This is a genomic window from Actinotalea endophytica, from assembly GCF_025717005.1.
Classification (GTDB): domain Bacteria; phylum Actinomycetota; class Actinomycetes; order Actinomycetales; family Cellulomonadaceae; genus Actinotalea.
The window spans coordinates 139,060-159,469 of record NZ_JAOVZU010000002.1 but is presented as its reverse complement, the minus strand read 5'-3'; the positions used below and the strand labels follow the sequence as shown (position 1 = coordinate 159,469).

The window sequence follows — 20,410 nt, the reverse complement described above, 5'->3', positions numbered from 1 at the left end:
CCCCCCCCCCCCGGGGGGGCCCCCCCCCCCGGGCGCCCCCCCCCGCCGCACGCCTGCGTCCGTGAGGGGGCGCGCCGAGCGCGAGAAGTCGGCAGCCTCGTCCGGGTCGAGCAGCCTCGCCGGCACCGCGAGCGCGCGGAGCCGGCGGCCGAGCCCGGCCAGGTCGATCATGGACGTACCGCCGCCTGCGACGAGGACGACGTTGGCGTACCGCCGTCCGCGCAGGACGGCGGGTTCGGCGACGACCAGCACCGCGCCGAGCTCCGCCGCGAGGGTCGCGACCTCTGCCCGCGCGGTCGTCAGCGGGGGCCGGTCGGCGCAGTTCACCAGGTACAGCCCGGACGGGCGGAGCACCCGACGCACCTCGTTCGCGACCTCCCTGGTCACCAGGTCGGCCGGCGTGGTGTCGCCCGCGAACACGTCCCGCACCACGACGTCCGCACTCTGGTCGCGCAGCGTCGTCAGTGCTTCGCGGGCGTCGGCCGCACGCAGCCTCAGCCGGGGCGAGCGCGGCAGGTCGAACCACTGGCGCACCCGCTCGACGAGCACCGCGTCGACGTCGACCGCGAGCTGACGCGAGCCCGGGCGCACTGCGTCGAGCCATCGGGGCAGCGAGCACGCACCGGCTCCCAGGTGCACTGCCGCGAGCGGTCCCGGCGGCAGGCCGTCGATCACCGCTGCCATCTGCTGGTGGTACTCGAACTCGAGGTGCTCGGCGTGCTCGAGGTCGAGGCACGAGCTGGGCACGCCGTTGACCATGAGCGTGACGAGCGCGGGACGTTCCGGTGCGGCGACGAGCTCGGCGGTGCCCGTGGCGATGCTCACCGGCCCGTGCGGCAGGTCGGCGTCCCGGCTCCTCGCGCGACTGGCCACCGAGCCACCGTAGGGCTTGACGGGCTCGAACAGATGTTCGAGACTGATGCCGGGAGGTGTCATGCGTACTGCACCGGCGGGAGGAGCACGCGGCGACGGGAGCCCGCCCGATCGCGCGGGGCGGCTCGCGAAGGCGGCGGAGGCGCTGCTCGAGCGCAGCGATGCCGAGCTCGTGGCGGCCGACCTGGCGAGCGATCCTGACGAGCGGTTCGTCCACGCGCACCTCGCGGCCCTGCGAGCCGGGGCAGCGGTGCTCACCGTGAACCCGACTCGGCGCCGGGCTCCCCGTGCGGTCTGGGAGCTCGTCGCTGCGGCGGCGCCCGAGCTCGCCGGGTGGTGCGCGCACTTCGCGGCCGCGGCGCCGGTGCGAGCGTCCATCGAGACCGGCCGCGGCGGTGTCGACCACGCACGGGCGGACCGGGCGGCCGAGGACGCGGCCGCGTTCGCCGACGCGGTCCGGGCACACCTGCAGGGCGGCGTGGCCGAGCTGCGTGTCTCGTGAGCCGCTCCGCGGTTCCCGCCTCGGTGCGTCGTGACTGGGGCGAGGACGACGAGGGCTGCGGCATCCTGCACGTGGACATGGACGCCTTCTTCGCGTCCGTGGAGGTCGCCCGGCGTCCGGACCTTCGCGGGCTCCCGGTGATCGTCGGCGGCGACGGCCGCTCGGTGGTGCTCGCGGCGACCTACGAGGCCCGGGCCTTCGGCGTGCATGCCGCGATGCCGATGGCCAGGGCGCGACGGTTGTGCCCGCAGGCGGTCGTCGTGCCGCCTGACCGGAGCGCCTACACGCAGACGTCGGCACGGGTGATGGCCGTGCTCGGCGACGTCACGGCGATCGTCGAGCAGGTCAGTGTCGACGAGGCGTTCCTCGATGTGTCGGGTGCACGGCGGCGGCTCGGGTCGCCGACCCGGATCGCCGCAGGCATCCGGGCGCGCGTCCGGGCTGAGCTCGACCTGGCATGCTCGGTCGGAGTGGCCTCGACGAAGTCGGTCGCCAAGCTCGCCTCGGGCATGGCCAAGCCCGATGGGCTGCTCCTCGTGCCACGCGGCGCCACGGTCGAGCTGCTGCACTCCCTGCCGGTCGAGGCGTTGTGGGGTGTCGGTGAGTCGACGAGGGAACGGCTCGCCCGCTGGGGCATCCTCTCCGTGGCGGAGCTCGCTCGGACCGATGTCGCGCAGCTCCAGCGGATCGTGGGCCAGGCGCTCGGCCGCCACCTGCACGACCTCGCCTGGGGCCGGGACCCGCGACCGGTGGTCCCTGTCCGCCAGGAGAAGAGCGTCGGAGCCGAGACCACGTTCGACACGGACACCACCGATCTGGCGTTCCTCGAGGCGCGACTGCTCGAGCTCGCCGACACGTGTGCCCGGCAGCTGCGCCGCAGGGGCCTCCAGGCGCGCACCGTGAGCCTGAAGGTCCGAACGGCGGACTGGCAGACGCTGACCCGGTCGCGCACGCTCGGGGCGCCGACCGACGTCGCGCACGAGATCTTCCTCGCGGCCCGCGAGCTGCTCGCCGGCGTGGATCTCGCGGGCCGCGCCGTTCGGCTGATCGGTGTTCGCGCTGACCAGCTGAGCTCGGCCCAGGTGCGCCAGCCGACCCTCGACGAGGCCGTCGACGGGCCCGGGCGGCGTGGCGCGGAGCAGGCGATGGACGAGGTTCGACGTCGTTTCGGGCCCGGAGCGCTCGGACCGGGTACCTCGATCGGCGGTGAGGTGACCTCCTCAACTACCGCACCCCGCCGCGCCGATCTATCCTGAGGAGGGAACATCGACCACGGCATACGGAGGTAGCGATGCCTCTGTCCGAGTACGAGCAGCGCGTACTTGAGCAGATGGAGCGCCAGCTGCGCTCGGACGACCCGAAGCTGGCCTCCACGCTGCACGGACGTACCGGAAGTCCGGTGCGTCGTTGGGTTCTCGGCGCCGTCGGCGGACTCGCCGGGCTGGGACTCCTGATCGGCGGTGTCGCGAGCGGGATGTGGTGGCTCGGCCTGCTCGGGTTCGTCGCCATGTTCGGTGCCGTGCTCCTGGTGTTCTCGGCCCCGCGCCGAGCGGCAGCGGGCCAGGCGGCAGGCACCACGAGCAGCCCGGCGAAGAAGAAGACGAGCCTCCTCAACCGTTTCGAGGAGCGCTGGGAGCGGCGCCGCGAGCAGCGCTGAGCGCCGCGGTCGTCCGTTCCACCAGGGCCAGCAGGTCCACTCCGTCAACCGGCTGCGGCGCGGGCGCGTAGCGGTGCGCCTCGAGGATCGCGACCATCTCGTCGATCGCCTGCTCGCCGGGTGAGCCCGGGTCTCGCAGCGCCGCGCGCAGCACGGCTCCGGCCTGGCGGGGTGTGGTCGCGTCGCTCCACTCGACGCCGCGTTCGGCCGCGTCCCGTCGCAGCAGCGCCCAGGCCTCCTCGGGACCCCACACCTGCTCCCGGCGCCGTCGCACCGCCCACCACCCCACGCCGGCGACCACGAGCAGTCCCGCGCCGGCCAGCCAGGGCCACCAGGACGAGGAGCCGTCCGTGGCGCCGCCGGCGTTCGTCCCGCCCTCGTTCTGCTGCGGAGCCCCCGAGGACTCCGGCGCGTCGGTCTGCTGGGTGTCCGGGACGAGCGACGGGTCCTCACCGAGGCTCTCGATCGCCGGGTCCGCATAGGCCGGAGGCGCTCCGGTCTGCACGCCGGGGGTCGGCTCGAACCGGACCCAGCCGGCTCCGGCGAAGTAGAGCTCCGGCCAGGCGTGCGCCCGGGCCCAGCTGACCGAGACGACACCAGCGGCGTCGCGTTCGCCGGGCAGGAACCCGACGCCGACCCGCGCCGGGATGCCCAGGTCGCGGGCCATCACGGCCATGGCAGTGGCGTACTGCACGCAGTAGCCGGTCTTGGACTGCAGGAAGTCCCAGACCGCATCGGAGGTCTGGGCCGGGGCCAGCTGGGTCTGGTAGGTGAAGTCCGTGCCGCGGAACCAGGACTGCAGCGCCAGTGCCTCGTCGTACGTGGTCGGGGCGTCGCCGACGACGTCGTGCGCGAGCGCCCCGATCTGGTCGGCGTACGCCGTGTCGGGCACGGTGAGCTCGGCAGACCCCTCCGGCACCGTGCCGACGGAGTCGGCTCGAAGCGCCTCGGGCGTGAGATCCCGGGGGGCGATCTCGGCCTGGTAGACGAGCCCTTCGCTGACCGGGCCGGACACCTCGTCACGCACCGGGTCGTAGGACCAGCCGCCGCCGAGGGACAGGATGCGCGGCTCGAGCGGGATCGGCAGCGTGCCCTGCTCGATCCTGCTCAGCGTCACCGTGATGGTCCCGGTGGTCTGTGACGCGACGGCGGACGGCCAGAGCTGCCCGTCCGCCGGCACCCCGACACCTCGGTCGCCCGGCGTCCATCGGGTCCCGTCGAAGACGGTCAGGGTCTGGGTTCGCAGCGGTCCGACGTCGGCGATGTCGGTCGTGTACCGCAGCGCCTCGAAGCCGGACCGGCCGCCGAGGTCGGCGCGCATGTCGAGGTCGTCGGACAACGCGACCGATCCCGCGCCGTACAGACCGGGGCCCCAGGTCGCCGGCAGCACGAGCCTGCCGTAGCCCGGGAGCGAGGTGACCAGGGGCGTGAGCAGCACGGCACCGACCGCCACGGCGGCGGCGACGACGGCCGCGACGGGCAGCTCGCGCCACGGCTCCGGTTCGCGGCCCCGTGGCGGGCGGGTGATCCAGACGAGCAGCAGCCAGCACACCGCGCCGCCGATCAGGCCCAGGGTGCCGGGCGGCCGCTCGAAGACGAGTGTCGGGGCCCACATCGCGGCCATGGCGATGCCGGCCGCGCCGGCGAGCCGAAGGCCGATCGCGAGGGCGTCGACGACCACCGCGGCGGCCACGGCCCCGATCACGACGAGAAGCTCCAGGCCGCGCCCGGCCACGACCGGGATGTGTCCGTCGTTGATGGTCGCGGCGCCGTCGCGCACCAGCGCGGTGAGCGTGGCGGGTGTCGACCATCCGGACAGGCCGGGCCCGTCGTCGCCGCCGTAGCCGATCACGATCACGAGGACCCCGGCGGCGAGTGCCCCGACCGGGGCCCACTCGGCCGGGCCGATCCAGCGGACCACGGCCGCCGCGAGCAGCACCACGGCGACCGCGACCGTCGCCGTCGCGAGCCACGGCCCCGGTGCGATCAGCGAGCCGAGGGAGGAGAGCCCGATGCGCAGGCCGACGAGCATCACCAGGGCGCCCAGCCAGGCCCGGACCCCGGTCACCGCGGTCCGTCCGGCCAACCACTCGTGGATCATCGCGACGCTCCGACGCCTGGGGCCGCGGTCTCCAGCAGCCGGTGCCAGGCCAAGGTCGCCGGCTCGCCGGTGGTGACGCGGCAGGCGTGCCATCCGGCGCGGCGCAGCGACGCCAGGGTGTCGGCCTCGACCGGTGTCGGCCGGGGTCCGGTGCGCACCATCGCCCAGGCCTCGTGCACCGCGCCGATCCGTGCCAGGTCCGCGCGCGTCCGGGTGTCCAGGGCGCCGACCACCGCGATCACCAGCTCGGTGCCCGAGCCGTGGGCGGTCAGGTCGTCGAGGCCGCCGAGCAGCCAGGACCGTGCGGTCACCGCGTCCGGCGGCGCCACCAGGTCGACGGCCTGGTCGAGCAGCGACTCCACGGCCAGGGCGTCGGTGCGGTGGCGGGTCGGCGGCGCCTCGCCCGCGAGCATGCGGACTCGGTGACCGGTGTCCACCAGGGCGATCGCGATGGAGACGCCGACCGAGATCGTCCACTCGAGCGGCTCGTCCTGCGTCGGCAGGTCGAGCAGGACGGTCGCGGGGCGGCGTCCGGCGCGCTCGTCCTGGCGTACCACGAGGTCGCCGAGCCGCGCGGTCGAACGCCAGTGGACGCGTCGGGGGTCGTCGCCGGGTCGGTAGTCGCGCAACGACAGGTCGTCGGGCGCAGGCGAGCGCGCTCCGGTCGCCGCCCTGGTGTCGAGCGCGGCTGCGCCGCCCGGTGTGCTGAGGGCAGTCACCCTCGGCCGGACCGCGACGCGTCGGGCCGGTCCGAGCTTCCCCGACCAGCGCACCGTCCCGAGCACGTCGGCGAGGTGCACCTCGAGCGGCCCGGCCGGCCAACGTCCGCGGCGCGTCGGGTCGATCGTGTACCGCAGCTCCACCCGGCCCGCCGACCGGGAGACCTTGGCCCGCAGCGGGCGTCCCCCGGACAGCTCGCGTGCGGCCCGCTCGCTCAGCCGCGCGTGGTCGAGCCCCGCGCGCCCGCGCACCTCGACCCCGACGGTCGCGCGCTCGCCGACGGTGACCGGGTGCGGCACCACGGTGCGGTGCACGCTGAGCCCGTGCCGGTCGAGACCCGTGACGTCGACCACGACGGCCGCTGCGCCGGCGACCACGGCCAGCGTGGCGACCAGCCCGGCCAGCACGAGTGCAGGGACGCCGAGCGCGACGCCCGAGGCGGCCGTGACCACGCCGCCGCCGAGCAGCGCCAGGCCGCGGGTCGTCGGTCGCAGCCGCCCGAGCCGCGAACCGCGGGCCACGAGGAACCGTGCCACCCGCGTCCGCAGGTGCCGCGGCCCCGACGCCCAGGTGCGCACGGTCAGCCTCGGGCGGCGGCGCCGGTCGGGATCGGCGTCGCGGCCAGGACCTCGCGCAGCGTCTCGACGACGGAGTGGCCGGACAGCCGGGCGTCCGTGCTCGGCACCAGCCGGTGCGCGAGCACCGGCACGGCGAGCTCCTGGACGTCGTCCGGCAGCACGTGGTCGCGGCCGCGCATCGCGGCGAGCGACTTGGCCGCGCGGAGCAGCTGGATCGAGGCGCGCGGCGAGGCGCCGAGCCGCAGCATCGAGTCCGCACGGGTCGCGTCGGCGAGGGCGACGATGTAGCGCTTGACGGCCGGCGACGCGTGCAGTCGACGCGCGACGCCGATCAGGCGCTCGAGGTCGGCGACATCGGTGACCGGGTGCAGGCCGGTGAGCGGGTCGGCCTCCTCCTGCCGGTCGAGCATCTCGAGCTCGGCGTCCGCCTCGGGGTAGCCGACGTGCAGGCGCGCCATGAAGCGGTCCCGCTGCGCCTCGGGGAGCGCGTAGGTGCCCTCCATCTCGACGGGGTTCTGCGTCGCGACGACGAGGAACGGCCGGGGGAGTGCGTGGCTCACGCCGTCGACCGTGACCTGGGCCTCCTGCATGCACTCCAGCAGGGCCGACTGGGTCTTGGGCGAGGCGCGGTTGATCTCGTCGCCGATCACGACGTTCGCGAACACCGGTCCCGGGTGGAACTCGAAGCGCTGCTCGGCCTGCCGGTAGATCGCGACTCCGGTCAGGTCGCTGGGCAGCAGGTCCGGGGTGAACTGGATCCGGCCGACGGTCCCGTCGATGGCATGCGCCAGCGCCTTGGCGAGCGTGGTCTTGCCGACCCCCGGCACGTCCTCGATGAGGAGGTGGCCTTCGGCGAGCAGGACGGCGACGGTGTGTCGGACGAGCTCGGGGCGTCCGGTCACGACGGTCTCCATCGCGGCCCGGATCCGGTCTGCGGTCGACTCGAGCTCGGCGACCTCTTGCGGCGTCGGGGGCACGTGCGCCATCGGAGTCCTTCCTCCCGGTGCGCAGAGCCTACGTGAGCCTGCGCGACGCGACATCCCCGAGCGCGCGGCGGGGCCGCCCCACTTCCCTCCACCGGCAGCGGCGCGGTCGCCCGGGTGGGGCAGGACGCGGGGTCGGGACGCAGGTCGGGCGGTGGCCCGGCGGACGGGCCGGCGCCACCCGGTGCACGGCCGGTGTCCGTTCTGCGCAGATCGCCCCGATCGCGCCACTCTCCCTGGTGCAGGGCTGCGATATCCCTCCATTTCGCTCCACCGTGATGACCTGCGTAGATGCCGTCTTTCACCCGTTCGTACGTGGTTCATATCCTTGTTTGTGGAGGGAAGTGGAGTACCGTGGGGCCACCGGGAGGAGGGTGGTCCTCCTCGGGATCGGGAGGAGCGGGCGATGGGCTTGTTCCTCGGCACGTACACCCCCCGCCTGGATGACAAGGGCCGGCTGATCCTCCCCGCGAAGTTCCGCCCGCAGCTCGCCGACGGCCTCGTGCTCACCCGGGGTCAGGAGCGCTGCCTCTACGTGTTCCCGATGGCCGAGTTCCAGCGCCTGCACGAGCGCGCCCAGGTCGCTCCCGTCTCGAACAAGCAGGCCCGTGACTACCTCCGCGTGCTGCTCTCCGGCGCGCACGACGACGTGCCCGACAAGCAGGGCCGGCTGAACATCCCCGCCGAGCTGCGCCGGTACGCGGGCCTGGACCGCGACGTCGCGGTGATCGGCACGGGCGCCCGGGCCGAGATCTGGGACGCGGCGGCCTGGGAGGCCTACCTGGCCGATCGGGTCGACGCGTACTCCGACACCGAGGAGGAGGTGTTCCCGGGTGCCTTCTGAGTGAGCCCGCCGCCCGAGACCGCACGACGAGGTCTCTCCCCGCCAGGTCTGACGTACTTCCCCGACGCCAGACAGCGGAGGGAGTCCTGGTCGGGCGGTGGAGGGCCGCCCGGCCGCACACCCGCCCGGACCCGCCACGGACACCTGAGACCCGACCACCGCCAGCACCGACCATCGCCAGCACCGACCATCGCCAGCACCGACCATCGCCAGCACCGACCACCACCAGCACCGACCATGACCAGGAGAACCGATGGAGCAGCGGCACGTACCCGTGCTTCTCGACCGCTGCGTCGAGCTCCTCACGCCCGCGCTCGTCGAGCCGGGCGCTGTGCTCGTGGACATCACGCTCGGCATGGGCGGTCACACCGAGGCGATGCTCGAGCGGCTCCCCGACCTGCAGGTCGTGGGCCTGGACCGGGACCCTCAGGCGCTCGAGCTCGCGACCGCGCGGCTGTCCCGGTTCGCCGATCGGTTCACCGCGGTGCACGCGGTGTACGACGACGTGCTCGAGGTCGTCGAGGACGTCGTCGGCCGACCCGTCCAGGGTCTGCTCGCCGACCTCGGCGTGTCCTCGCTCCAGCTCGACGAGGCCGAGCGCGGGTTCGCCTACGCCCAGGACGCGCCGCTGGACATGCGGATGGACCCGACGACCGGGATCAGCGCGGCCGAGCTCCTGGCGACGGTCGACGAGTCTGAGCTGACCCGGATCATCCGGACCTACGGCGAGGAGCGGTTCGCCGCCCGGATCGCCGCGGGCATCGTGGCGGCCCGACGTCGCGCACCCGTGCGGCGCACCGGTGAGCTGGTCGACATCGTGCGGGCGGCCATCCCCGCGGCCGCCCGGCAGACCGGAGGTCACCCCGCCAAGCGGACCTTCCAGGCGCTGCGGATCCAGGTCAACGCGGAGCTCGAGGTCCTCGAGCGGGCGCTGCCCGCGTCGCTCGAGGCTCTGGGCGTCGGCGGCCGGATCGTCGTCCTGGCGTACCACTCGCTCGAGGACCGCCTGGTGAAGCGGGCGTTCGCGCGAGGTGCCACCTCGAGCGCACCGGCCGGGCTGCCGGTGGAGCCGGAGACCCACCGCCCCTATCTGTCCTTGCTGACCCGCGGTGCGCAGACCGCGAGCGCCGACGAGGTGGCGCGCAACCCGCGATCGCAGTCCGTGCGACTGCGGGCCGCGGAGCGGCTCCGCCCGACCCCGGACCACATGCGGACGACGACGGCGAGGTGGGTGGCATGAGCGCGGCACAGTCCTCGGCGGTCCGTGCACCGCGGTCTGCCCCGGGGTCCGCACCAGGGTCCGCTCCGCGGTCGGCTCCGGGCGCCCCGGCGGCGCCTCCGACGTCGCGCCTGCACCTCGTGCCGCCGCCGGCGCGGGCCCGCACCCGGGTGCCGTTCGTCGCGCTCTGCATGGCGGTGCTCGCCGCGGCCCTGCTGACGGTGCTGCTGCTCAACACGGCGATGGCCCAGGGGGAGTACGAGCGGTACGGGCTCGCGACCCGCCTCGCCCAGTCCGCGCAGCGCCAGCAGGAGCTGGTGACCGAGCTCGACGAGGCCGCCGCACCGGCGAAGCTCGCCGCCCGGGCGCGCGCGCTCGGGATGGTCCCCTCGACGACCGGCGGGTACCTGCGGCTGTCCGACGGCGCCGTGCTCGGCGACCCGACCCCGGCGGCCGGCGGATGAGCACCCGGACGCCGGGGACGGACCAGGGGGCGGGCCAGCGCCGGACGGCGCGGCCCGCGACCCCGCGCACGCCTGCGCGCTCCCAGGCCCGCTCGCAGGCACGCCCGCAGACGCAGCGCACCGCGGCCCCCGGCCAGCGGATCGACTCGCCGACCCGGCGGGCCGCCGCGGGCGAGCCGGGTCGTGCCGCGGCGACCGCACGGACCACACGCACCCCAGGCACCGCGGCCCGTGCCGGACGCCGCGCGAACGCACGCCTCGTGGTGCCGGCCCGCGCCGTCACGGCGACCGGGCCCCGGCGTCGGCACGCGTGGCTGCTCGCCGGCGTGCTCGTCGTGCTCGCCGGCTTCATCGGGCGCCTGGTGTACGTCCAGGGCCTGGACCCTGCCTCGCTCGCGCAGGAGGCGCTCGACTTCCGGACCGTCACGGTGGCGATCCCCGGGGACCGGGGCGAGATCCTCGACGCGAGCGGAGTCGTGCTGGCGACCTCGGTCGAGCGGTACAACATCGTCGCGAACCAGCCTCAGGTCGCCGCATGGAAGGACGGTCGTGACTCGGTCGCCGAGGCGGCCGCGCTGCTCTCGCCGCTGCTCGGCATCCCGGCCACCGAGCTCGGCGCGAGCCTGCTCGGCGACCGCGGCTTCGTCTACCTCGCCAAGGACGTCGCGCCCGACGTGTACCGCGAGGTGATGAGCCTGGGGATCGCCGGCATCTCGGGCGAACGCACGACCGAGCGGGTCTACCCGTCCGGCACCACGGCCGGCACGCTGCTGGGGTTCGTCGGCACCGACGGCACCGGCCTCGCCGGCCTCGAGCAGACCTACGACAGCGTGCTGTCCGGCACCGCGGGGTCGGAGACCTACGAGCAGGGCCGCAAGGGCCAACGGATCCCGAGCGGGCGCGACGAGCTGGTCCCGGCGGTGCCCGGCCGCGACGTGCAGCTGACCATCGACCGCGACCTGCAGTACGTCACGCAGGCGGCGCTCGACCAGCGGGTCCGCGAGATGGGCGCCGAGTGGGGCACGGTCGAGGTGCTCGACATCAAGACCGGCGAGATCCTCGCGCTCGCGGACTCCGGCTCGATCGACCCGAACGACCCGGCGAACGCCAACCCGAGCCGGGCGGCCGCCTCGGTGTACGAGCCGGGCTCGACCGCCAAGGTCATCACGATGGCCGCCGTGCTCGAGAACGGCCTGGCGACCCCGACCTCCCAGTTCAGCGTTCCCTACAGCTACACGGTGCCGAACGGCGAGACCTTCCACGACTCCCACGAGCACCCGACGCTCAACCTCACGCTCAACGGGATCCTCGCCGAGTCCTCGAACGTCGGGACCGTGATGATCGGCCAGAACCTGCCCGCGCAGGTCCGCCTGGACTACCTGGCGAAGTTCGGGTTCGGCACCTCGACGAACTCGGGCCTGCCCGGCGAGTCGGCGGGTCTGCTGCGCACCCTCGACGAGTGGAACGGCGACGGACGCTCGCCGTACACCGTGCTGTTCGGTCAGTCGGTCTCGGTGACGACGCTGCAGGCCACCCAGGTCTACGCGACGATCGCGAACCACGGTGTGCGGGTCCAGCCGCACCTGGTGGCCGCGGTCGAGGACGCCGACGGCACGATGCAGCCGGTCACGCTCGACGAGCCGACCCAGGTGATCTCCACGGAGACCGCCGACACGCTGGTGCGCATGCTGGAGAGCGTGGTCACCGACGGCACGGGTGCCCAGGCGGCCGTGCCCGGCTACCGGATCGCAGGCAAGACCGGCACCGCGCAGGCCTTTGAGGGCAACGGGGTGCAGAAGACCGTCGCGTCGTTCATCGGCATCGCGCCGGCCGACGACCCGCGGATCGTGGTGAACGTCACGCTGTACCACCCGCGCGCGACGATCTACGGCGGCTCGGCGGCCGGTCCGGTGTTCAGCGAGGTGACCGCCTACGCGCTGCAGTACCTCGGCATCCCGCCGAGCGGTGTCCCGGCCGATCCGTACCCGACGACGTGGGAGTGAGCGCACGCCCGGTCGTGGCGAGCGCTGCCGCTGCCGGTAGATTCGGGCCCGTGACGTCCCCACAGGGCCGGATGCGTCCCGCTCATCGCCCGACCCGCCGGCTGTCGGAGATCGCCGCATGGCTCGGCGTGACCACACCCGTCGACCGCGAGATCACCGGGATCGCCATCGGCTCGGCCGACGTGGCGCCGGGCGACCTGTTCGCAGCGGTCGGTGGGTTGCGTGCGCACGGTGCCGACTACGCCGGCCAGGCCGTGGCGGCCGGTGCGGCCGCCGTGCTGACCGACGCCGCCGGCGCGGAACGGATCGCCGCGACCGGGCTCGACGTGCCGGTCCTGGTCACCGACCGGGACATGCGGCCCCTCGTCGGCGCGCTGTCCGCCTGGCTGTACGGCGAGCCCGCGGACGGCGTCGTCACGGTGGGCGTGACCGGTACCAACGGCAAGACCACCACGACGTACTTCGTCGACGCTGCGCTGCGACGCGTGCACGAGCGGACGGCGGTGATCGGCACCGTGGAGCTCAAGGTCGCCGACGAGGCGATCGAGAGCCCGCGCACGACGGTCGAGGCGCCCGTGCTGCACGGGCTCTTCGCCCTGATGCGCGAGCGGGGCGTGACGGCCTGCGCCATGGAGGTCTCCTCCCACGCGCTCGCGCTGGAGCGGGTGGCCGGCCTCAAGGTCGACGTCGCCGGCTTCACGAACCTGCAGCGCGACCACCTCGACTTCCACGGCGACATGGACGGGTACTTCCGCGACAAGGCGCGGCTGTTCGCCCCCGAGCGGGCCGCGCGCGCTGTGGTGTGCGTGGACGACGAGTGGGGCGTGCGGCTCGCGGCGGAGGCCCGGATCCCGGTCGACACGGTCGCGACCCGCGACGACTCGGCGGGCCGGGCCACCGCCGGGTGGCGGGTCAGCGACGCCGACGTCGGCCTGGACGGCGTGGGGTCGACGTTCCGGCTGACCGGTCCGGACGGCGAGGACGTCGCCGCGAGCAGCCCGCTGCCCGGGCTGGTGAACGTGTCCAACGCCGCGGTCGCGATCGTGCTCGCGCACCGGGCAGGCGTCTCGCTCGACGACGCGGTCGCCGGGGTCGCCGCCGCGACCGCGATCCCCGGACGCATGGAGCGCGTCGTCGAGCGCACCGACGGCTGGCCGCTGTGCCTGGTGGACTACGCGCACACCCCGGATGCGTTGGTACTCGCCCTCCAGGCCGTCCGGCCGATCACGCCGGGCCGGCTCGTGCTCGTGCTCGGCTCCGACGGCGACCGCGACCGGGGCAAGCGACCGATCATGGGCCGGATCGCCGCCGAGCTCGCGGACGTGGTCGTGGTGACCGACGAGAACCCGAGATCCGAACCTCCGGAGACGATCCGCGCCGCCATCCTCGACGGTGCCCGCGAGGCCCGCCCCGACCTGCGCGACGTGTTCGAGGTCGCGCCGCGCGCCGAGGCGCTCCGGTTCGGCACACTGCTGGCCGGCCCGCTCGACACGGTGATCGTGACCGGGAAGGGCCACGAGCCGACCCAGGAGATCGCCGGGGTCTTCCACCGCTACAACGACCGGGACGTCTACCGAGCGGTGCACGCCGACGGGCGACGGGGTCCGATCGACCCCGCCGAGCTGCTCGGCGAGCGGGCCGTGCCGGCCTCGCCGGTGGTCGACGTGGGCAGCCTCACCCTGCTGGACGCGACGTCCGCGCACACGGCCGGGGACATCGAGGACGCCATCCGTGCGCTGCGCCGCACCGCGGTCCAGCGGCGCCGGATCGCGGTGATCGGCGTCCCGACCGGGCCCGCGACCGTGACCGAGCTGGACGGACTCGGCCGGCTCGCGGTGCGGCTCGACGTGCAGCGGCTGGCGGCCGTCGGCCGGGCAGCGCGTGCGGTGCACACCGGGGCGTACCAGGAGGGTTCGTGGGACGCCGAGTCGGTGCACCTGCCCGACGTCGCCAGCGTGCGTGAGTGGCTCGCGGACGAGCTCAGCGACGGTGATGTGCTGCTCGTCGCCGGGGCCGGCGCCGAGCTGGCCGAGCTGGTGGCCGACGTGCGCGCGGGGGTGGTCGCCCCGTGAAGGCAGTCCTCATCGCCGGTGGTCTCGCGATGGTCGTGGCGCTGCTCGGCACGCCGCTGTTCATCCGGTTCCTGGTCCGCAAGCAGTACGGGCAGTTCATCCGTCAGGACGGACCGACGGCGCACTTCACCAAGCGCGGCACCCCCACGATGGGCGGCGTGGTGATCATCGCCGCGAGCCTGCTCGGCTACGCCGGGGCGAAGCTGATCACCGGGACCAGTGCGACCGCCTCGGCCGTCCTCGCGCTGTTCCTGATGACCGGCCTCGGCGTGGTCGGCTTCCTGGACGACTACATCAAGATCTCCCGGCAGCGCAGCCTCGGGCTCAAGGCGCGGTGGAAGATCGTCGGTCAGGGTGTCGTGGGCATCGCGTTCTCGGTGCTCGCCCTGCAGTTCCCCAACGAGCACTTCCGCACGCCCGCCTCGACCCAGATCTCGTTCATCCGGGACACGAACATCGACCTCGCGTTCCGGGGGGCGACGCTCGGGCTCATCCTCTTCGTGGTGTGGGCGAACTTCCTGATCACCGCGTGGTCCAACGCGGTGAACCTCACCGACGGGCTCGACGGCCTGGCGACCGGCATCTCGCTGATCGTGTTCGGCGCCTACGTGGTGGTGGGCATCTGGCAGAACAACCAGTCGTGCCAGACGCTCGCCACCGCCGGGCCGCGCTGCTACGAGACGCGGGACGCCCTCGACCTCGCGATCGTCGCGGCAGCGCTCACCGGCGCGCTGTTCGGCTTCCTCTGGTGGAACGCCTCGCCGGCCAAGATCTTCATGGGCGACACCGGTTCGCTCGCGCTCGGCGGTGCCCTGGCCGCGCTGACGATCCTGAGCCGCACCGAGATCCTGGGTGCGATCATCGGCGGGATGTTCGTGCTCATCGTGCTGAGCGACGTCATCCAGATCGGCTTCTTCAAGCTGACCGGTAAACGCGTGTTCAAGATGGCCCCGCTGCACCATCACTTCGAGCTGTCCGGCTGGGGCGAGGTCACCATCGTGATCCGGTTCTGGATCATCGCCGGGCTGTTCGTGGCGCTCGGCGTCGGCATCTTCTACGGCGAGTGGGTGGCCGGCTAGTGCCCGACCCGAGGAGCGAGCCCGGCGCGCGTCCGCTCGCCGGCGCACGGGTGCTGGTGGCCGGCCTCGGCGTGTCCGGGCGGGCCGCCGCGGCGGCGCTGCTGTCCCGCGACGCGCTGGTCACGACGCTCGACTCGGCCGCACCCGACGCCGACCTGCACGACGAGGCCGAGGCCGACCTGGGCGCGACCGACCTGGTCGTCGCCTCGCCCGGCTGGCGGCCGACCGCACCGGTGCTGGCGGGTGCGGTGCGACGTGGCGTCCCGGTGTGGAGCGAGGTCGAGCTCGCCTGGCGGCTCCGGGTCGATCGGCCGGAGGGCCCCGACGGTCCGCGCGGCCCGGCCCCGTGGCTCGCGGTGACCGGCACGAACGGCAAGACGACCACGGTCGGGATGCTCGCCGCGATCGGCGCCGCAGCGGGCCTGGACATGCCCGAGGTCGGCAACGTCGGCACGCCGGTCGTGGAGGCCGTGGCGGACCCGCGGCACGACGCGTTCGCCGTGGAGCTGTCCAGCTTCCAGCTGCACTTCACCCACTCGATGGCCGCGCAGGCCGCGGCCGTCCTCAACGTCGCCCCTGACCACCTGGACTGGCACGGCTCGATCGAGGAGTACGCCCGGGCCAAGGCCCGGATCTATCGCGGTGTCGAGGTCGCCGCGGTCTACGACACACGGGATCCTCGGCTCGAGCCCCTCGTCCGTGCGGCCGACGTCGCCGAGGGTGCACTCGCCGTCGGCGTCACGCTCGGTGCGCCCGGGCCCGGCCAGCTGGGACTGGTCGACGACGTGCTCGTGGACCGGGCCTTCCACCTGCCGTTCGACCACCCGGCCCGCCTGCAGCAGGCCGCCGAGCTGGGCACGCTCGCCGACCTCGCGCACCTCGCCGGCCCGGATGGTCGGCTCGCACCGCACGTGGTCGGCAACGCGCTCGCCGCCGCCGCCCTGGCCCGCGCGCACGGCGTGCCCGCCGCCGCGGTCCGCGACGGGTTGCGCGCCTACCGTGCCGGAGCGCACCGGGTCGAGCTGGTCGCCACCACGGACGGCGTGGCCTACGTCGACGACTCGAAGGCCACCAACGCCCATGCCGCCGCGGCGTCGCTCGCCGCCTTCGCGCCGGGCACCGTGGTGTGGATCGCGGGCGGCCTGGCGAAGGGCGCGGAGTTCGACCAGCTGGTGCGTGACCGCGCCGACCGGTTGCGCGCGGCCGTGCTGATCGGGGTCGACCCGGAGCCCCTCGCGGGTGCACTTGCCCGACACGCGCCGTCAATCCCGGTCGAGGTCGTCGATGCCACGGAGACTGGGACGGTGATGTCCCGTGCCGTGACCGCGGCCCGTCGGCTGGCCCGGCCGGGCGACACCGTGCTGCTCGCTCCCGCTTGCGCGTCGATGGACCAGTTCACGTCCTACGCCCACCGCGGTGAGGCGTTCACGGCAGCGGCCCGGGCCCCCCTCGGCTCATGACGGCGATCGCCCGCCCGGTGGCCGCGCCCCGGGCGACGGCGTGGAACGGCCCGGTGACCAGCTACTACCTGCTGGTCGGCTCGGCCGGCCTGCTGCTGTCCATCGGCCTGGTCATGGTGCTCTCGAGCTCCACGGTGGACTCGTTGTCCGCGACGCAGGGCGCGACGCCGTACTCGATCTTCGTGAACCAGGCGCGGTACGCGCTGATCGGTCTGCCGGTCGCCTGGCTGGCCAGCCGGATGCCCCTGCGGTTCTACCGGGCGATCGCCTGGCCCGCGCTCGGCGTGGCCGTGATGCTGCAGCTCCTGGTCTTCACGCCGCTGGGGCTCGACCACGGCGGCAACCGGAACTGGATCGCGATCGGGGGCTTCACCGCGCAGCCTTCCGAGGTGCTCAAGCTGGCCCTCGCGGTGTGGCTGGGCACGGTGCTGGCGACCAAGCGAGCGCTGCTGCACCAGTGGCTGCACGTGCTCGTCCCGGGGGTGGTCGTCGCGATCGGTGCGATCGGGCTCGTGCTGCTCGGCGACGACCTGGGCACGGCCCTGGTCATCATCGCGCTGGTCGCCGGGGCGCTGTTCGTCGCCGGTGTGCCGATGCGGATGTTCGTCGTGGCCGGGGCCGTGGCGGCCGTGGCCGTCGTCCAGCTCGCGCAGTCCAGCAGCAACCGCGTCACCCGGATCACCGCGTTCTTCTCCCCGGACTGCGACACCGCGAGCACGTGCTACCAGACCCAGCGGGGTCTGTACGCGCTCGCGTCGGGCGGCTGGACGGGGGTCGGGCTGGGTCAGGGCCGTGAGAAGTGGTCGTACCTGCCCGAGGCGCACAACGACTTCATCTTCGCGGTCATCGGTGAGGAGCTCGGTCTGCTCGGCACGGTCCTCGTCATCCTGCTGTTCGCGGTGCTGGCGGTCGCGATGATCCGGGTGATCCGGCGGCACCCCGACCCCATGGTCCAGGTCGCGACGGCGGGCATCGCCACCTGGATCCTCGGGCAGGCGCTGGTCAACATCGGCGTGGTGATCGGTGTGCTCCCGGTCATCGGGCTGCCGCTCCCGCTGGTGTCCGCAGGCGGGTCCGCGCTCGTGACGACGCTCGTCGCCCTGGGAGTGGTCGTCTCGTTCGCCCGGAGCGAGCCCGGTGCCGCGGAGGCGTTGACCGCGAGGCCCGGCGCCGTACGCCGATCGCTCGCGGTCCTGGGGCGGAGGCGTTCGCATGGTTGAGGTGCTGCTCGCCGGCGGTGGGACCGCCGGTCACGTGAACCCGCTGCTCGCGGTCGCCGACGAGCTGCGCGGTCGTGACCCCGAGACCGGGATCACGGTGCTCGGCACTGCGAGCGGGCTCGAGGCCCGGCTCGTCCCCGAGCGCGGGTACCGGTTGACCGAGATCCCTCGGGTGCCGCTGCCGCGCCGGCCGAGTGCGGACCTGTTCCGGCTGCCGGGGAGGCTGCGCGCGGCCGTGCGCGCCGCGGGCGACGCGATCGACGCGCGGGGTGTGCAGGTGGTCGTCGGGTTCGGGGGCTACGTCTCGACCCCGGCCTACCTGGCGGCGCGCCGTCGGGGCGTCCCGGTGGTCATCCACGAGCAGAACGCCCGTCCCGGCCTGGCGAACCGCCTCGGTGCCCGGTGGGCGCACAGCGTCGCGGTGACGTTCCCGGGCACACCGCTGCGGGGTGCCCGGCTCACCGGGCTGCCACTGCGGCCCGAGATCGCGGCGCTGGTCGCGGACCTGGCTGCGGACCCGCGCGGGGTGCGGGCGGCCGCGGCCGGGGTGCTCGGGCTCGACCCCGACCTCCCGACGCTGCTGGTCACGGGGGCGTCGTCGGGCGCGCTCAGCCTCAACCGCGCGGTCGCCGGCGCAGCGGCCGACCTGCTGGGCGCCGGAGCGCAGGTGCTCCACCTGACGGGTGCCGGCAAGGCGGACGCGGTGCACGCGGTCGTCGACGACGTGCCCGGAGCGGACCGCTACCACGTGCTCGAGTACCTCGACACGATGCAGCACGGTCTCGCGGTCGCAGACCTCGCGGTGTGCCGGGCAGGGGCCGGCACGGTGGTCGAGCTCGCGGCCGCCGGGGTGCCGTCGGTGTTCGTCCCGCTCCCGGTCGGCAACGGGGAGCAGCGGCTGAACGCGGCGCCGGTGGTCGCGGCGGGTGGTGGTCTCCTGGTCGCGGACGCCGACCTCGATCCCGCCTGGCTCCGTGCGACGGTGGTGCCGCTGCTCGCCGACCGGGACCGGCTCTCGGCGATGAGCGCGGCCGCGCGCACCGTCGGTGCGACCGACGGTGCCGCGCGGGTCGCCGACCTCGTGCTCGACGCGGCCGGGGAGAGGCGGTGAGCGCCGAGGACGTGCCGGGCGGCGCCGCGCCGGGTCTCGACGAGCTGGCGGCTCGCGGCCGCGTGCACCTGGTCGGGGTCGCCGGCGCGGGCATGTCGGCGGTCGGCGCGCTGCTCGCGGCGCGGGGTCTCGAGGTGTCCGGCTCGGACGCCTCCGGTGCGCTCGACGCGGTCCGGGCGGCGGGGGTGACCGCGCACCAGGGCCACGACGGATCCCTGGTCGACGGGGCGGGGACGCTCGTCGTCTCCAGCGCCATCCGTCCGACCAACCCGGAGGTCGCGCGGGCCGGGCAGCTCGGCGTGCCGGTGCTGCACCGCTCGGTCGCGCTCGCGGCGCTGATGGCGGGTCGCCGCGGCGTCGCGGTCGCCGGCGCGCACGGCAAGACCACGACCTCGGCGATGGTCGCGGTGGTGCTCGCGCACGCGGGCCTCGACCCGTCCTGGGCGATCGGCGGCACCGTGCGACACCCGGTCGGCGAGCACGTCGACCCGGTCGGCGGCGCCCACGCCGGGACCGGCGACGTCATGGTCGTCGAGGCGGACGAGTCGGACGGCTCGTTCCTCGCCTACCGTCCCGAGATCGCGGTGGTGACGAACGTCGAGCCCGACCACCTCGACCACTACGGCAGCCGCGAGGCGTTCGAGCAGGCGTTCGTGGACTTCGCGGCGCGCGTCTCCGGCACGCTCGTCGTGTGTGCGGACGACCCCGGGGCGGCGCGGCTGGCGGGTGCCGCGCGCGCGTCCGGCACGGCCGCGCTGACCTACGGTCGGGGCACGGCGGACGTACGGGTCGAGTCGTGGCACGCGGTCGGCGACGGTGGCGTGGTCGAGCTCACCTGGCCCGGTGAGGCACCGGTGGTGGTGCGGCTGGCCGTCCCGGGTGCGCACAACGCACTCAACGCGGCGGCCGCGTGGTCGGTCGCTCGCCTGCTCGGCGTGAGCGCAGGTGCAGCGGCCGACGGGCTGGCCGCGTTCGTCGGGACGGGCCGACGGTTCGAGGACCGCGGCACCGCGGGTGGGGTGCGCGTGGTCGACGACTACGCCCATCACCCGACCGAGATCGCCGCGCTGCTGCGTGCCGCGCGCCCCGTGGCCGGCGACGGGCGGGTCCTGGTGCTCTTCCAACCGCACCTGTTCTCGCGCACCGCGACGTTCGCCGCGCAGTTCGCCGAGGCCCTCGCGCTCGCCGACGCCGTCGTCGTGACGGACGTGTACGCGGCGCGCGAGGACCCGGACCCTGCGGTCACGGGGGCGCTGATCACCGATCGGATGGGTCCGCAGGCGCGCTTCGTCGCCGACCGCACCGAGGCCGCGGGCGTGATCGCGGCGCTCGCCGAGCCCGGGGACCTGGTCCTGACGGTGGGGGCCGGCGACGTGACGGCGCTGGCACCCGTCGTGCTGAAGGCTCTGGGGGAGCGGTGAGGCCGCCGGCCAGGCCGCGCGTCCCCGACGGCGCGGACCTCCTCACACCCCGCCCCCCCACGGTTCCGCCGCGTCGGGTGACGCCGTCTAAGCCCGACGCGCG

17 protein-coding genes are annotated in these 20,410 nt (G+C 74.5%); 13 read left to right on the top strand and 4 right to left on the bottom strand.

Translation table 11 applies throughout. The features are described from left to right. Positions 1-873 (bottom strand): spermidine synthase (locus OEB99_RS03870; protein WP_263508461.1); only part of this gene is annotated, 873 nt, incomplete at its 3' end. 61 nt (positions 874-934) lie between these two features. On the opposite strand from OEB99_RS03870, the gene OEB99_RS03865 reads away from it, so the two are divergent. From OEB99_RS03865 to OEB99_RS03855, 3 genes are read left to right on the top strand one after another with little or no spacing between them, the layout of a single operon-like run. Then, complete coding sequence (locus OEB99_RS03865; RefSeq protein WP_263508460.1) at positions 935-1,375, top strand: SAV_6107 family HEPN domain-containing protein; 441 nt, start codon at positions 935-937, stop codon at positions 1,373-1,375. Next, positions 1,372-2,631 carry a DNA polymerase IV gene (dinB, locus tag OEB99_RS03860; RefSeq protein WP_263508459.1) on the top strand — a complete coding sequence of 420 codons (1,260 nt, stop codon included), beginning with the start codon at positions 1,372-1,374 and terminating at the stop codon, positions 2,629-2,631. Before OEB99_RS03865 ends, dinB begins: the two co-directional genes overlap by 4 nt. 35 nt (positions 2,632-2,666) lie before the next feature. Next, complete coding sequence (locus tag OEB99_RS03855; protein WP_263508457.1) at positions 2,667-3,032, top strand: SCO2097 family morphological protein; 366 nt, start codon at positions 2,667-2,669, stop codon at positions 3,030-3,032. Here the strand turns inward: OEB99_RS03855 and OEB99_RS03850 are convergent. The 3 genes from OEB99_RS03850 to OEB99_RS03840 are packed head-to-tail and all read right to left on the bottom strand — an operon-like array spanning position 2,986 to position 7,417. Further along, positions 2,986-5,133, bottom strand: coding sequence for a transglutaminase TgpA family protein (locus OEB99_RS03850; protein WP_263508455.1), 2,148 nt, complete (start codon positions 5,131-5,133; stop codon positions 2,986-2,988). The genes OEB99_RS03855 and OEB99_RS03850 overlap by 47 nt on opposite strands. After that, positions 5,130-6,389 carry a DUF58 domain-containing protein gene (locus OEB99_RS03845; RefSeq protein WP_263508453.1) on the bottom strand — a complete coding sequence of 420 codons (1,260 nt, stop codon included), beginning with the start codon at positions 6,387-6,389 and terminating at the stop codon, positions 5,130-5,132. Before OEB99_RS03845 ends, OEB99_RS03850 begins: the two co-directional genes overlap by 4 nt. Before the next feature lie 44 nt (positions 6,390-6,433). After that, complete coding sequence (locus tag OEB99_RS03840) at positions 6,434-7,417, bottom strand: AAA family ATPase (RefSeq protein ID WP_263508452.1); 984 nt, start codon at positions 7,415-7,417, stop codon at positions 6,434-6,436. 409 nt (positions 7,418-7,826) lie between these two features. Here OEB99_RS03840 and mraZ point away from each other — a divergent pair, with 409 nt between their 5' ends. From mraZ to murC, 10 genes are all read left to right on the top strand, one after another. Then, positions 7,827-8,258 carry a division/cell wall cluster transcriptional repressor MraZ gene (gene mraZ / locus OEB99_RS03835; protein WP_263508866.1) on the top strand — a complete coding sequence of 144 codons (432 nt, stop codon included), beginning with the start codon at positions 7,827-7,829 and terminating at the stop codon, positions 8,256-8,258. 253 nt (positions 8,259-8,511) lie between these two features. After that, positions 8,512-9,498, top strand: a complete 987-nt coding sequence (gene rsmH, locus OEB99_RS03830; protein WP_263508450.1) for a 16S rRNA (cytosine(1402)-N(4))-methyltransferase RsmH — start codon at positions 8,512-8,514, stop codon at positions 9,496-9,498. 119 nt (positions 9,499-9,617) lie between these two features. Continuing rightward, on the top strand, positions 9,618-9,941 hold the full coding sequence (gene ftsL / locus OEB99_RS03825; RefSeq protein WP_263508449.1) for a cell division protein FtsL: 324 nt from the start codon (positions 9,618-9,620) through the stop codon (positions 9,939-9,941). Continuing rightward, positions 9,938-11,944, top strand: a complete 2,007-nt coding sequence (locus OEB99_RS03820; RefSeq protein ID WP_263508448.1) for a peptidoglycan D,D-transpeptidase FtsI family protein — start codon at positions 9,938-9,940, stop codon at positions 11,942-11,944. The genes ftsL and OEB99_RS03820 overlap by 4 nt, the downstream gene beginning before the upstream one ends. 50 nt (positions 11,945-11,994) lie before the next feature. Beyond that, complete coding sequence (locus tag OEB99_RS03815; protein ID WP_263508447.1) at positions 11,995-14,016, top strand: UDP-N-acetylmuramoyl-L-alanyl-D-glutamate--2,6-diaminopimelate ligase; 2,022 nt, start codon at positions 11,995-11,997, stop codon at positions 14,014-14,016. Then, positions 14,013-15,095: a phospho-N-acetylmuramoyl-pentapeptide-transferase gene (mraY, locus tag OEB99_RS03810; protein WP_263508445.1), complete on the top strand. Its 1,083-nt coding sequence runs from the start codon at positions 14,013-14,015 to the stop codon at positions 15,093-15,095. The genes OEB99_RS03815 and mraY overlap by 4 nt, the downstream gene beginning before the upstream one ends. Beyond that, positions 15,095-16,555: a UDP-N-acetylmuramoyl-L-alanine--D-glutamate ligase gene (gene murD, locus OEB99_RS03805; protein WP_263508444.1), complete on the top strand. Its 1,461-nt coding sequence runs from the start codon at positions 15,095-15,097 to the stop codon at positions 16,553-16,555. The genes mraY and murD overlap by 1 nt, the downstream gene beginning before the upstream one ends. Continuing rightward, positions 16,552-17,775 carry a putative lipid II flippase FtsW gene (gene ftsW, locus OEB99_RS03800; RefSeq protein WP_263508443.1) on the top strand — a complete coding sequence of 408 codons (1,224 nt, stop codon included), beginning with the start codon at positions 16,552-16,554 and terminating at the stop codon, positions 17,773-17,775. The genes murD and ftsW overlap by 4 nt, the downstream gene beginning before the upstream one ends. Beyond that, entirely contained in the window at positions 17,768-18,886 is a 1,119-nt protein-coding gene (murG, locus tag OEB99_RS03795) for an undecaprenyldiphospho-muramoylpentapeptide beta-N-acetylglucosaminyltransferase (RefSeq protein ID WP_263508441.1), read from the top strand. The genes ftsW and murG overlap by 8 nt, the downstream gene beginning before the upstream one ends. Continuing rightward, positions 18,883-20,307, top strand: coding sequence for a UDP-N-acetylmuramate--L-alanine ligase (murC, locus tag OEB99_RS03790; RefSeq protein WP_263508439.1), 1,425 nt, complete (start codon positions 18,883-18,885; stop codon positions 20,305-20,307). Before murG ends, murC begins: the two co-directional genes overlap by 4 nt. Positions 20,308-20,410: the final 103 nt, after the last annotated feature.